11 protein-coding genes are annotated in these 15,071 nt (G+C 35.7%); 9 read left to right on the top strand and 2 right to left on the bottom strand.

Going from position 1 to position 15,071, the window contains the following annotated elements; translation table 11 throughout:
• Positions 1-68 precede the first annotated feature (68 nt).
• On the top strand, positions 69-1,805 hold the full coding sequence (locus IPI65_08735) for a beta-lactamase family protein (GenBank protein MBK7441596.1): 1,737 nt from the start codon (positions 69-71) through the stop codon (positions 1,803-1,805).
• Between the two features lie 13 nt (positions 1,806-1,818).
• The gene (locus IPI65_08730) at positions 1,819-3,468 is read left to right on the top strand and encodes a beta-lactamase family protein (protein MBK7441595.1); all 1,650 of its coding nucleotides are present in this window, start codon (positions 1,819-1,821) and stop codon (positions 3,466-3,468) included.
• Positions 3,469-3,532: 64 nt separating this feature from the next.
• On the opposite strand, the gene IPI65_08725 is transcribed toward IPI65_08730, so the two are convergent.
• Positions 3,533-6,703: a hypothetical protein gene (locus tag IPI65_08725; protein ID MBK7441594.1), complete on the bottom strand. Its 3,171-nt coding sequence runs from the start codon at positions 6,701-6,703 to the stop codon at positions 3,533-3,535.
• 101 nt (positions 6,704-6,804) lie between these two features.
• Between IPI65_08725 and kbl the strand changes: the two genes are divergently transcribed.
• The 7 genes from kbl to IPI65_08690 all read left to right on the top strand — a co-directional run bounded on the left by kbl (position 6,805) and on the right by IPI65_08690 (position 14,233).
• Entirely contained in the window at positions 6,805-7,992 is a 1,188-nt protein-coding gene (gene kbl / locus IPI65_08720; GenBank protein MBK7441593.1) for a glycine C-acetyltransferase, read from the top strand.
• A 125-nt stretch (positions 7,993-8,117) separates the two neighbouring features.
• Positions 8,118-9,665, top strand: coding sequence for a T9SS type A sorting domain-containing protein (locus IPI65_08715; GenBank protein MBK7441592.1), 1,548 nt, complete (start codon positions 8,118-8,120; stop codon positions 9,663-9,665).
• Between the two features lie 46 nt (positions 9,666-9,711).
• Positions 9,712-11,085, top strand: coding sequence for a hypothetical protein (locus IPI65_08710; protein MBK7441591.1), 1,374 nt, complete (start codon positions 9,712-9,714; stop codon positions 11,083-11,085).
• 107 nt (positions 11,086-11,192) lie between these two features.
• Positions 11,193-11,714 carry a hypothetical protein gene (locus IPI65_08705; GenBank protein ID MBK7441590.1) on the top strand — a complete coding sequence of 174 codons (522 nt, stop codon included), beginning with the start codon at positions 11,193-11,195 and terminating at the stop codon, positions 11,712-11,714.
• Positions 11,715-11,765: 51 nt separating this feature from the next.
• A complete protein-coding gene (locus IPI65_08700) occupies positions 11,766-12,605 on the top strand; it encodes a TonB-dependent receptor plug domain-containing protein (GenBank protein ID MBK7441589.1) in 840 nt (279 codons plus the stop codon).
• Positions 12,589-13,800 (top strand): TonB-dependent receptor, encoded by a 1,212-nt coding sequence (locus IPI65_08695; protein MBK7441588.1) that lies wholly within the window; start codon positions 12,589-12,591, stop codon positions 13,798-13,800. Before IPI65_08700 ends, IPI65_08695 begins: the two co-directional genes overlap by 17 nt.
• A 1-nt stretch (position 13,801) precedes the next feature.
• Positions 13,802-14,233, top strand: coding sequence for a hypothetical protein (locus tag IPI65_08690; GenBank protein ID MBK7441587.1), 432 nt, complete (start codon positions 13,802-13,804; stop codon positions 14,231-14,233).
• Positions 14,234-14,297: 64 nt separating this feature from the next.
• Here the strand turns inward: IPI65_08690 and IPI65_08685 are convergent, their stop codons facing one another.
• Positions 14,298-15,050, bottom strand: a complete 753-nt coding sequence (locus IPI65_08685; GenBank protein ID MBK7441586.1) for a segregation/condensation protein A — start codon at positions 15,048-15,050, stop codon at positions 14,298-14,300.
• Positions 15,051-15,071: the final 21 nt, after the last annotated feature.

Below are 15,071 nucleotides of genomic sequence, written 5' to 3'. Positions count from 1 at the left end.
CAATACACTTGCTTAATTTTGAGGCAGTTATTCACTTCAATTACCATTTTGAATTAATGATGTTAACCATGCGCATCCGATTTATTTATTGCTATTTACTTATACAATTTTTAGCGACCGCCTTTGTTGGCAACGCGCAGGTTACTTTCAACAAAGAAAAAATAGATTCCGTACTGGAAACTTTTGATCACAGCACCAGATTACCGGGTTACTCATTATGTATTGTTCAAAAGGGAGAAGTAATTTATACTGCTCAGCGCGGAAAAGCTTCCATTGGTGAAAACATGAAAATTACTCCAAGCAGTCAGTTTAATATTGGTTCGGTTACAAAACAATTTACAGGTGCCGCAATTTTATTATTGGAAGAAGCCGGCAAATTAAGTTTAAACGACGATATACATAAATATATTCCTGAATTACCGGATTATGGTTATCCGATTACAATTCAACAATTATTACATCATACTTCAGGAATTCGTGATCATTTGGAATTGGCAACTTTAATTTCTGAAGATAAAGATGAGTTGAACAATTTTGCTGAAATGCTGGAATGGCAGAAAAAATATCCGGTATTAAATGCAGCACCGGGAACCACTTTTGCCTATTCGCATACAGGATACATGATGCTCGCAGTTATTATTGAACGGGTTTCAGGAATGAGTTATGCGCAATATCTGCAAACAACAATTTTTACACCTTTAAACATGTTAAATACTTATGTTGAAGAAGGAAAAAATAGTAGTCTGCGCGATGGTTCAACACATTATGAATTAAATAACACCAATAGCAAAGCAAAAAAAGCAGAAGCCTATACAAACCCTTTAGGTGCAAGTGGAATTATTTCTTCAACAGAAGATCTTGCCAAATGGGATAAGAATTTTTTAAATAACAAACTTGGAAAAGGCGGAAACCAATTAATTACTAAAATGGAAACATCCGGCGCCTTATCTGATGGTACAGATGTACATTACGGTGCAGGATTATTAATTAAAAGCTATCGTTTAAAACCAATTGCTGAACACAGTGGCGGACAGGGTGAATATTTAACCCTCTATCGTCGTTTTTTAAATGAAGATATATCCATCATTATTTGTATGAATTCATATTTAATATCACCATTTGATATTTGTGATGCTATTTCAAATAATATGTTATCGTTTAAAGAGCAACATTGGTTAGTGCAAAAAAGCCTTGCCGATTCAACCTTACAAAAACTGGAAGGTGTTTACGCCGCAGAAAATAATTTAGTGCGCTACGTATATCGCCAAAAAGGGAAATTATATATTGCAAGAATTTTTGATGAAGATACTACAGCTTACGCATTAAACTACACCGGTGCTACAACAAATGGTGGTTATGCATTTGTTGATACGATCGGTTCAAGTGTGGTATTCCAAATAAATGGAAATAAAATAGAAGGTTTGCATTGGGATGGTGGTACATATTTTATGTGTAATCGCTATTATGCAAAAGAAAACACCGTGACACCACCAAGAATTACTTCATTTGCAGGTAAATATTATTGTGCTGCTTTAGATAAAAAAGTACGCATTCAATATTTTTCGAAAAAAGATGAATTAACCATTCACCCTTTTCCGTTTATATCATACAATCTAATACCTAAAGGCGGGTCGATTTATGTTGTGGAAGACCAGCCGTATATTGTAAATTTCAATAAAAACGAATTAACTATAGGTAATGACTGGATTTACAATATTAAATACATTAAAAAAGTAAAACCGAAAAAAGAGAAAAAGGAAAAACCTGAAAAAGAGAAAAAAGGTTTATTCGGATGGTTTAAATAAATAAAAGGAACACATGCGCTATTTTTTTCTGTTGCTTTTTTGTTTTGGATATTTCTTCACGTATGCGCAGTTTGAAACCGGAGTTACTTATCAGCAATTAGACAGTATTTTATATGGCACAAATCCCGACAGCAATGGTCCGGGCATGGGCGTTATAGTAATAAAAGATGATTCCATTGTTTATTTCAGTTCTTCAGGATATGCGAACGTTAAAAAAGAATTGCCTATCGGGTTACACACACAGTACAATATTGGTTCTGTAACTAAAATGTTTACCGGCATTGCCATCTTGCTGTTAGAAGAAGAAGGAAAATTAAATCGCAACGACGATATTCATAAATATGTGCCTGAATTTCCTGATTATGGTCAACCAATAACCATAAATCAACTATTAAGTCATACCAGTGGCATTCGCGACCAATTTGAACTTGCATCCTTTCTATATAACTATAACAAACAGTTATTTACATTTGATGGCATGGTGCAATATCAGCAGGCATATCCCGAATTAAATGCACCTGTTGGCGAATCGTTTGCTTATAGTAATGCAGGGTATATGTTACTTGCAATGGTTATTGAGAAAGCGAGTGGATTAACTTATTCAACATATTTAACGCAAAATATTTTTATTCCCTTAGGCATGCAGAACACATATGTGTCTGAAGGAAAGGAAAAATATTTGAAGGACGGAACGGGCAATTATCCTTTATCTAAAAAAGGAAAAGCACACGGCTCATTTGCCTATGCCGATGCAATTGGTGCAACGGGAGTAAATTCCACTTTGTATGATATGTATTTGTGGGATAAAAATTTTTATCACAATCAGCTTGGCGCAAAAAAGCAGGCACTGATAGATACATTACAAAAAACATTTTCATTAAATAATGGCAATAGTGTTTATTATGGTTGCGGGATAATTAAAAAACCATATCGTGGTAAAGCTGTGTATGAACACTCCGGAGGCTGGGGTGAATATTTAACGCAATACCGCCGTTTCCCGGATGAACATATTTCTATAATTGCGTGGAATAATGCAGTTAATTATTCCCCTTTTGTTGCCGTAGATAAAGTTTCTAATGCAATAATGAACTACCCGGCAACAGAAACAAAAACGGATGTATTGCCCGGATTTAATCAGAAATTACTAGAAGGTGTTTTTATTACTGAAAATAATTTTATACGCGAAGTAAAATTAAAAGGTGATACACTTATTTTAAGATTACCATTAAATAAAAGTACACGGTATCATGCCTTAACCTATACCGGTAAAATGGGAAACACCATTTATTATACCGACTCATTGAGAAATGCAGTTGAGTTTGTTATGATAAATGATACCGTAACAGAATTTTCCTGGATTGGCGGAGAATATTTTTTAAATAAACGGCTTTACAATAAAATTGAAGATTCAGCCAATATACCTGTTGAAAATTTTACGGGAAAATATTATCTGCAAAACCATAACAACAAGGTTAAAGTAATTTACAGAAAATATAAACACCAATTGTATTTACGCAACTTCCCTTTCAATAAACTGCGTATGGAAAATATTTGCGGCAATATCTATTACATGGTAGACTACGACATGTATTTACGTGTAGAGGATGATGCAATTGTAATTGGCGATGATTGGATATTTAATTTACGATACGATAAAATGTAAATGCTAATTTCATTTTATCTCAAATAAAAAAGGCGCGTTTCAAAAAGTAACGCGCCTTTTCTAATTAATTTTGGACTGTTATTGTTTTATAAATAACACCAAAATCTGTAACTATTTGTAAAACCAATTGCTGGGTTGGTAGTTTATCAAAGTTTAATGTAGAAGTATTATTCGTTGTATTTATTTTCAATGGAATTTGTTCACCTAAAATATTGAATAATATAAATTTAGGAGAAGTAACTATTTCCGGCATTTCAACAACAATATAATTATTTGCCGGGTTTGGATAAATATTTATCTCCCCAACCAATTGGTTATAAATTGCATCACACACATCAACCGTAACTACAACTTCGTCAATTGAAAAACAGCCATTTGCATCATAACCTTGAACGGTATAAGTTGTGGTTGCAGTTGGTGCAGCAATAATAGTTTCGCAATCGGCACATGGTTCTATAGGTTCAGGGAACCACACATATTCAACACCACCACTTGCTGACAAGGTAACGGTATCGCCTCTGCAAATGGTAATATCATTTGATGCAATTATATCCGGATTTGGATTAACAATAATATCAACGGTATCTGAATTTATGCAACCATTTATATCTGTAACAAAAACAATATAAGTAATTGAAGTTGCGGGATTACTTGTTGGCTCCTGAACAAATGCATTGTCTAAATAAGTTGCAGGTGTCCATAAATAGGATTCGCCTTCACTTACAAATAATTTTATCTGACCAATGCCACAAGTAACTGTATCAGGACCGGCAATAACCGGCAAGGGCGAGATTGCATTAACATTTACTGTTGCCTCATCTAAACAACCAAAAGCATTTGTAACAGTTACCGTATAAGTAATATCGGTTAACGGTGTACAAATTGGATTTGCACTAAACGGATCATCTAAATAAGTTACAGGCGACCAGCTATATTCAACACCACCTGAAGCAGATAATTCAACTGTAGTTCCGGCGCACACACTTGCCGTTGCAACAGCATCTGCAAAATCGGAAGGCAATACATTTACTGAAATAGTATCTGCATCAATACAACCAAAACCTGACGTTGCTGTAACAATATATGTCATATCCGTTAACGGCGTACATATCGGATTCGCAATTGTTGCATCATCTAAAAAAGTTGACGGACTCCAGTTGTAAATTAATCCGCCGGTTGCATTTAATGTTGTGGAGTTACCTGCACAAATTTCAATATCATCACCTGCAGATACAAAGTCACTTGTTGTTACAGAAATAATTACCGTATCGATATCTTCACAACCATCTAAATTAAATGAAGCAACATAATAAGTAATATCATCTAATGGTGTGCAAATTGGATTAGCAATAAATGGATTATCTAAATAAGTAGAAGGCGACCAAATATATGTTGTTCCGCCACTAACATTTAATTCGAGAGAGCCTCCGGCGCAAACAGATGCATCATCGCTTGTTGTTAAAAAATCAGCATTACTTATATCCACAAAAACTTCATCTGTTCCAACACAACCATTTGCATCGGTTACTGTAACTGTATAAATTAAATCGATTGGTGTTGAGCTAACCGGATTTGCAATTAACGGATTATCTAAAAATGCAGTTGGTGACCAGCTATAATTAACACCACCTGAAGCAGAAAGTGCAGCACCGGCTCCACCACAAACAATTACATCGTCACCGGCATTTGCTACTACAGCAGGAGCAATTGTTACAGTTAAATTATCAGTATCAGTACATCCGGAGCCATTTGTTACGGTAACGGTATAAGTAATATCCGCACCCGGCGCGCAATTAGGATTTGCAATTAAAGGATTGTCAAGATAAGTTGTCGGCGACCAGCTATAAGCAACGCCACCTGATGCATTTAATGTTATTGTATTTCCGGCGCACACTAACTCATCATCTCCCGCGTTGGCAAAATCCGGGTTATAAGCGGTTACACTTTCTGATAGTGAAAATCCCGTAACGGTAATTCCGTTTCCACCTGCAGCAGCTCCGTTGTTATCTCCAAAGCAATCGCTGGTTACGGTAGTGTTTGTTCCAAATGTGCCTCCGGTTAAATCAGTAGTTACTCCGGGCCAAACAGCGCCTAAATTGACCTTTAACACACCACCTGCGCCGCCACCACCCGGACCTGTGCATTGGTCGGCACCTGTATCGCCGCCTTTTCCGCCTTTTGCATTTATTGCAAGTGATGAAACGGTATTTGCATTTATTGCAACTGAACCTCCCGCACCACCGCCACCGGCTCCATCGCCCCAGGCAAGGTCAGTAACAGATAATCCGTTCGAAATGATGCTATAGCCATTGCCATTTATCTGATTTGCTACTATAATCACGATTCCTCCGCCATCGCCGCCGTCGCTTGCATTATTGTTATTACCATGTCCGGCACCACCGCCCGCTCCAGCGAATATTTTATTACTCAAAGCCGTGTTGTCCACGCTTATTCCGGCAAAACCTTCGCTTCCCGGGCAAGAAAACACCGGTTCGTCATTTTCGCCGCCAATTCCGCCTGCAGCACCGTTTCCACCGCCACCTGCGCCTGCGTTGTGATCGTTTCCTCCACCGCCTCCATTGGCAGCTTTTCCGCGACAAGCGAGGTAGGCATTTGTTAAAAGTGCTATTCCTTCGCCTTTTTCGCCACCCTTTCCACTGAGGGTATCAGAATAGTATAATGAGGTTCCTGTGCCTGTAGGGCAACTGGAAGGGAAATTTCCGGCATTGCCACCTCTAAAACCTTTTCCGCTGACATCTAAATTGGCATTCAGGGTCAATAAATCGGCCTGTAAAACCAAAATTCCACCTGTAGAACCGTTCCATTCGGCGGAAGTTAGGGTGGTTGTTACATTGGCATCGGCATATTCAGGCACTTTTACCAATTGTAAAGCCGCACCGTTTGTGTATGTCCGGAGTAATACATTTTCAAATTTTATAGCAGTTCCGGTTATCGATGCGATTATCGCAAACTCATAATTTCCTGCATTGTTATAAGCGTTGATATTACCGAAACTTGCCGTGTTAGTCAGGTTTACATCTGCCCCCTTCATTTGAATGAGCAAAACTTTATCGCCAACTGCAAAACTTCCGGGTGTAACCGCATATGCCGTGTTTAGACATGTATTTACTGAATCTACTTTTGAATACGTATTAATAATGCCGCCAATGGGGGTTTGAGATTGAGATAAAAGGGCTGAAAAAAGCAAACAAACGACAGTAAACAACTTGCGCATATAAATTGGTTTGGTGTGATTCAGTAATAAAAATACAAATCATTTTTATTTGAAGTTGCTTGAACCATTTAGTTAGCATAATTTCACAGCAAAATTTACATATGTATACCATTCAAAACCGTCTTCAGGCCGAAATTCAGGAAATTAAAGATTCAGGATTATATAAAAACGAACGCGTAATTACCTCACCGCAGGGTGCTGATATTAAGTTAGAAGATGGTCGCTCGGTAATTAATTTTTGCGCTAATAATTATTTAGGATTAAGCTCACATCCAAAAGTGATTGAAGCTGCAAAAAAAGCAATTGACAGTCATGGATATGGTATGAGCTCTGTGCGTTTTATTTGTGGAACTCAGGATATTCATAAAACTTTAGAAAATAAATTATCTGAATTTTTAGGGACAGAAGATACTATTTTATATGCAGCAGCATTTGATGCAAATGGTGGTGTGTTTGAACCATTATTTAATGAAGAAGATGCTATTATTTCTGATGCATTAAATCATGCGTCCATAATTGATGGTGTTCGTTTATGTAAAGCCGTTCGTTATCGTTATGCGCATAATGATATGGATGATTTGGAAGCACAATTAAAATTAGCACAGGCACAACGCAACAGAATTATTGTTACTGATGGCGCATTTAGTATGGATGGCACTATTGCACGATTAGATTTAATTGTTGCTCTTGCAGAAAAATATAATGCATTAATCATGATTGATGAGTGCCATGCTTCCGGATTTTTAGGAAAAACAGGAAGAGGCACACATGAACATCGTGGTGTAATGGGTAAAATAGATATCATTACCGGCACATTGGGAAAAGCATTAGGTGGTGCAAGTGGAGGATTTACATCAGGCAGAAAAGAAATAATCGAAATGTTGCGTCAACGTTCACGTCCGTATTTATTTTCAAATACGTTAGCACCATCAATAACCGGAGCATCAATTGCAGTTTTAGATTTATTAAGTGAAACAACAGAATTACGCGATAAACTGGAAACCAACACAACCTATTTCCGTGAAAAAATGACGGCGGCAGGATTTGATATTAAACCGGGTGAACATCCAATTGTACCTATTATGTTATATGATGCCGTATTAAGTCAAACCATGGCAGCTAAATTATTGGATGAAGGCATTTATGTAATCGGTTTTTATTTTCCGGTTGTGCCGAAAGGACAGGCGAGAATTCGTGTGCAAATTTCAGCGGGTCACGACAGACATCATTTGGATAAAGCAATTGCTGCTTTTACTAAAGTTGGGAAAGAATTGGGTGTGATTCAATAATCTTCTTAACAGAATGAGTTGGTTTTCAACTAATTAAGCTAAAAACAGGCTGTAGACCAACTAAATATTTTATATTTAATTGTTGTTAAAAGTATAATTCTTTTATAAAGGGATTGTACATTTACATGGTGAAATATTTTTTATTGTTATCAGGATGCTTATTTTGTTTTAGGGTATATACACAAACTACCTGGAGTGCAGATATTGCACCGATTTTGTATAAAAACTGCACAAGCTGCCATCGTCCTGAAGGAATTGCACCTTTTTCATTATTAACCTACAGTGAAGCCAAAATAAAAGCAGGTGAAATTGAAGAAGCCGCGTTAACAGAAGAAATGCCACCATGGCCGGCAGATGACAACTACACACATTTTGCAGGTGAATTAGTGCTTACGGCCGACGAAAAATTCGCCATTTCAAAATGGATTTTTGACGGCCTTGAAGCCGGTGATACAGCATCAGTTGAAATGCCACATTATAATTTCGGGACATCCATTTTAGATACTGTGCATACTAGTTTTTCCATAGGTGAATATGTTACACAATATGATTATGATGAATATCGCCATTTTGTGATTCATACCGGTTTTACTGAAGATAAATATTTCAACATAATGGAAATTATTCCCGGAAATTGGAATCTGGTGCATCACGTAGATATGTATTTAGATCCAACCGGATATTCTGATTCATTAGATCAGTTAGATCCATTGGCAGGATTTAATGAAGATACCGGATGGCCAAATGTTGTGAATTACATTGGGGGTTGGTCGCCGGGTAGCGGGCCCTTATTTTTACCTGAAAATTGGGGAATTAAAATTCCTGTAGGTTCTGATTTTGTTGTACAAATACATTATGCGCCTAACAATGCAGGTTTGACAGACAGCACCAGAATAAATTTTACATTTGTTGATGATATTGCAACAGTGCGAGAATGTGAAGTAAGCACACCATTGTATAATCCTATCAGCGGATCATTATATATTCCGGCCGATAGCATTGTTACTTTTAAGCAACGTTCATCAGCCATGATTGGCGATAAATCTTTTGTAGCGATAATGCCACATATGCACAAGCTTGGGCAGTCATATAAAATTTGGTATGAAACTATTGAAGGTGATTCTATTCCGGTTATTGATATTCCGGTTTGGGATTTTCATTGGCAATATTTTTATACTTTTCCATCAGTTATGAAAGTACCGGATGGTGCACGTTTTCATGCAATTGCGGTTTATAATAATACGAGTGATAATCCTGACAATCCGAATGACCCTCCTATTGATGTTTATGAAGGTGCTTATACAAAAGATGAAATGTTAATGACCTTTATGGCATATACCGATTATGAAGAAGGTGATGAATTTATTATTATTGACTCATCCTTTTATTTTCCACTTGAAATCGAAAATCAATTTGATCCGGCAGCATTTAATTTGTATCCAAATCCGGCAGACAATACTGTAACAATTACTTCCTCAATCAACCTTACCGCTGACAAATTAATGATTACAGATTTACTCGGTAGAAGATATAATAATATTAAACTTCAAGGTAATACTTCAGGGAAACAATTTGATCATACTATTGATATTTCAAACCTGCCTAACGGTGTTTATATTGTTGAAATTCATTCCTTAAACAACATAGAAAGTAAAAAATTAATAGTTTACTAATCAGATTAAACATTTAATTTTGTTTTTAAGGCGCGCTGAACCTCATATGAAATATTATATCCTTTTATTTTTATTTTTTTTTATAAATAATACATACGCACAAAATATTTCTGCCCAACAGGCGCAAAGTGATATTGTTTTTTTGCAACAAGCGCTTGCCGATGCACATCCCGGAAATGAATTTGCAATTAATAATGCTATACGCTTATTAGATACGCTTCAATCTAAAATTACTGATTCAATTGGCATTCGTTCCTTTTACAAAGAAATCAGGTATTATACTACTATGGTAAATTGTGTACATACATACACTGAAACAATTAAAATGGATTTGCCCCCAATAAAACCTAATTATTTTCCTTTTGATGTATTTATAGATGGGAGAAAATTATTTCTTATTAAGCAGCTTGGTGATACAATTTCAAATATTACTTTGCCATTAGAAGTAGCTTCCATAAATGCTGTTCCAACTGCTTATTTAATTGACAAAATGTGGCATTACCGCAGCAGTGATGGCAATCTTATTACTACAAATAACAGTTATACAAAAGATTATGGTTATTTCTTTTTAGCCGGATTTTTAAATTATCCGGACTCATTTATTGTAACGGTAAAAAATCCCGATCGCACTTTCAAAATTGCATCTATACAATCTAAACCTGTTCAGGAAGTAGTTGAATTAAATACGCTGTTATTCGAAATGGAAGATTGTAAATTTTATCGCTTAAATAATGATACCGCTATTTATGTTTTAGATATAAATGGATTTCCGGATCACAAATATTCCGCTTTTTATAAAAGTGTATTCAATTACATTGAATCAAATAAAGTAAATAATTTAGTTATTGATTTAAGAGACAATTTAGGTGGCAACCGGAACAACCTAACCGAATTTTTAGGGTATTTTTTAGATAGTGTGCAAACATACCAAATGACAAAAAAAACAGGAGCCGCTAAACCTTATGTCGATAAAAGAACATATTTTTTACAAATGTTAAAATTTAATGTCGGGGAATTTTATCGCTGTAAATACGAAAATGGATATGCTACTTTTACTTATAAAATTAAACCCCATAAATATAGGTATGAAGGAAATTTGTATGTTTTAGTTAACGGCAAGTCAGCTTCTGCAAGCGGTATTACTGCAGCATATCTGCGACGGTATACAGATGCGGTTCTAATTGGTGAGGAGACGGCAGGTGGATTAAACGGAAACAACGGCGGTAGCTATTGTAAATTAATTTTACCTAATTCCACTATTCAAATTCAATTCCCGATTTTTCATTTAAGCCACGATTTTTTTTATGATTATCCTTATACCGGAGTTATGCCTGATTTTGAAATCACTTATTCGGCAGAGGAAATTATTAATTATGCTGATAAGGAAATGTTACTGGTTAAAAAAATGTGCCAGCAATAACGTTAACTCTTTGACGGCGAAGTTTTTAGCATAATTTGAATTAAAAATCTTACAATTTTGTGACAAAACGTGTAAGTTTATTGGCGGAAGCGACTTACTTTTGTTAATTGATGCTTTTCAGGCGGACTTTTTCGATATTATTTTTATTCGTATTGCTTTTTGCAGGCAGTGGGTTAACCTTTATTGCTGGTCACCATTTTGTGCGCGCTCGAGCCGCCAATCGTGAAGATGAATTTGCAATGGGAAAATTAAACCCTGAGGTGCTCAATTTATCACTCAAGTCGTTTAAAAAGTTACCTAAAGATTATATCAGTAAGCAAGTATTCGAAATTAAAATTAACGGAATACATTATGATATCTACGCAACTGTTCAACATGGTGATAATATCACATTATATGCGATAAACGATAAAGCAGAAAATGCTTTAGTGCATGCAATGGAAGAAAAAAACAAACAACATCTTACTACAAAAGTATTTCCATTTTTTCCTTTTGTTCAGGATATGCAAGATGAAGTAATTACCGGTATTATTATTCAGCCGGAATTACGGGTAATACAATCGGATTATTATATAAGTCAACTACATACCGAGGTAATTACCCCGCCACCTAATAAAATTGCTGCTTAAACAAGTTGTTTAAATTCAACAGTCAATTTTTCTAATTATTAATTTTTGTTCATGTATTCATCATTTAATAAATGTTGGATACTGAGTATGTGTTTATTGTTAACCGGAATTATTCGTGCACAGGTTGATACGGTAAAATTATTACCGGTAATTGTCACCTCGTTTCAGGATGAATCTGCAACACAAACCAGTATTCAAATACAGCCCATTACGCTGAAACAAATATCGCAAAGCGGCGCATTTAACCTTAGCGATGCACTTGCTAAAATACCGGGTGTTAGTCAGCTGTCAACCGGCATTGCCATCTCGAAACCTGTAATACGAGGATTATATGGCAACAGGGTTTTAGTATTGGTTTCCGGATTGCGTTTTGATAATCAGCAATGGCAAGATGAACATGGATTGGGATTAAGTGAAATAGGTATTGACAGAGTTGAATTAATAAAAGGCCCATATTCCATTTTACATGGAACAGAAGCTGTTGCGGGTGTGATCAACATAATAGAAGAAGCAAAACCAGAACTACATACTGCGCAAACTGATTATGGAATTAAAATAAATTCAAATACCCTGGGTGGAATGATGCAATTCGGTTACAAAGCAAATTATGGCAATAACTGGATGCGCATCAGAATTGGTGCTGAAAATAATGCCGATTATGCTGATGGTAGTGGCACACGTGTTTTGAATAGTCGCTTCGACGGTTATTATTTAAAAGGCACTTATGGTTTTAATAAAAAAAATTGGACGAGTGAAAATAATTATCACTTTTCGTTTAATCATTATGGATTTATTTTTAGCGATATCACCGATTTTTTTGAAGAACCTGATGCTCGTTGGGCGCGTAATTTTTCCGGGGCCACATCATGTTGTTATGTTAAATCTTGGTAGTTCACAAAATACATTGTATTTACCTAACTCAACTATTAAATTAAATGTTGGTGTACAATCGAATTTAAGAATGGAAGATGAAGGTGGTGGTGCCATCAGTTTAAATATGCATCTGCTAACAGGTGAGTACACATTCAGGTGGTTGAAAACAATTAATCCGCATTTGGATTTCGCATTTGCAAATATTTCAAGTGTGGAACAAAATGCGAATTATGGTAAAAAAAGAATTGTACCCGACGCCTGGTTGGCGGAAAGCAGTGGTTCAGGATATTTGAAATTTCATTATACTAAATCTGTGTTTGAAATTGGCGGCGGTGGTGGTTTGCGCTATATTAAAACATTGCTTACACCGGGAGTTAACACACCCGATAAGGATATTGACCCATTTACTATTTACCGTCCGTTTGTAACAGGACTTGCCGGTTGGAGTTATTTTCCATCGCAAAAATGGAATCTTAAAACGAATATCAGCACCGGTGTTCGCAGTCCGAATCTTGCTGAACTTTCATCTAACGGTTTACATGAAGGTGTATTTACTTATGATATTGGTGATCCAACATTAAAAAATGAAAAAAATATCAATTCCGAAGTAAGTATTGATTATAACGGCGATATTTTACAAGGATATGCAGGTGTATTTTATAATCATTTTATCGATTACATTTATATTGAACCAACAGGTGAAGAGTGGTTTGGATTTCCGATTTATCGTTATAAACAACAAACTGCAAATTTATCCGGTTTTGAAGTTGAGATAAGTTGTGCACCTTCTGTAATTAAAAATGCTACTGCTCGAATTGCATACTCTGCGATGCAAGGAATTAAAGCAGATGGCTCCAATTTGCCTTTTATTCCGGCAAATAAATTAACACCGGAATTGAAATATACTGTCCCGCAATTTAAATCTGCAGAAAACATTTATGCTTTTGTAAACAGCGATTTTGTTTTCGGACAGTATAATACTGCAGCTTACGAATCATCTACACCTGAATATGTATTACTAAATGCAGGAGCAGGACTGGTTTTACATATTGCATATTTCCCTGTTGAAATCAGCCTTGCAGGAAACAATTTACTCAACACCGTTTATGTTGATCATTTATCCCGCTTTAAAGATTTAGGTTATAAAAATATTGGCTTAAATCTCGTATTAAATATTAAAATAATTTTTTCCAAACAAATTAAAAGTAACTAAAATGAAAAAACAATTTCAGGCATTAACATTTATGCTAATTTGTGGATTAGCAATCACATTTACATCTTGCAACAAAGAGGATGAAATGGAACCACCAACTATCAGTTTTAAAACGGGTGCAGGTTATACATCGGCAAATGCAAATGCCACTTCCGGCAGTGCAATTTTAATTGGAATTGAAGCTGCAAAAGCAGATTCTGAAGAAGAAAGTGAAGATGTATTAACGCATTTTAATATCACCAAATCTGTAAATGGTGGCGCAGGTACTTCTGTTTACGATATTGATGTGCCGGATGCAAATGAAGATGATTACGATTATGATTTCAGCACAACTGCAGGAGCCACAGTAGGTGATACAGAAAAATACACTTTTACTATTACCAATCGCGATGGGTTAACCGGACAAATTAGTTTAACAATTACAGTACAATAAGTTTTACAAAAACGAAGGCCGGATGCAATTAAGCGTCCGGCCTTTTTTTTATTTTATTAAAAATTTAATTTTCGTTGTCGGATGTCAACCAGAAATTATTTGGACCTTCACCAACCAGTAATGTAAGTTTTTGTTGTGCAATTAAATCGAGCACACTTAAAAAACGGAAAACTGCCTGATAACGGTCTTTACAACTGGTAAATACTTCTCCAAAAGGAACATTTTTTTTGCCTTTACAATAAGCATAAACGCCAAAACTTTCCTCTTCAATAGAGTAGTTGTAAGAAAACACAACGTGTTCTTTAACCGTAGGCTGGTTATTAAACCGGTCCATTACCTTCTGGAAAACTTTTAACAGTACAAATAAATTTATACTGCTGAGTTCCATTTCATTGCTGTGTTTTTTAGCAAGCAACTCATGTTCCATAGTGATATTGCCACGTTGAATTTTCAACTGACGGCCATCTTCAAGTGAAGAAAGGTCGGTAATAACTTCTTTATACCGTTTGTATTCAAGCAGTCGGTCAACAAGTTCTTTACGTGGGTCAATTTCGTTACCAAATTCATCCAACTCTTTGCGAGGCAGGAGCATTTTTGCTTTAATACGCATTAATGTTGCTGCAACCAGAATGAAATCGCTGGCTACTTCAATATTTAATTGCGTCATTGAATGAATATAGTCGAGAAAATCTTTTGTTATTATAGAAATCGGAATATCATGAATATCAAGTTCATCTCTTTCAATAAAAAATAATAACAAATCAAATGGCCCCTCAAATTGAGGCAGCTTTATTTCGAATGTTTGTTGGTCCTGCATTGCTTAAAATAATGATACAAA

The sequence above is a fragment of the Bacteroidota bacterium genome (genome assembly GCA_016706255.1).
GTDB lineage: Bacteria > Bacteroidota > Bacteroidia > Chitinophagales > BACL12 > UBA7236.
Note: the sequence above shows the minus strand (reverse complement) of the source record. Positions and strands in the feature narration are given on the sequence as shown.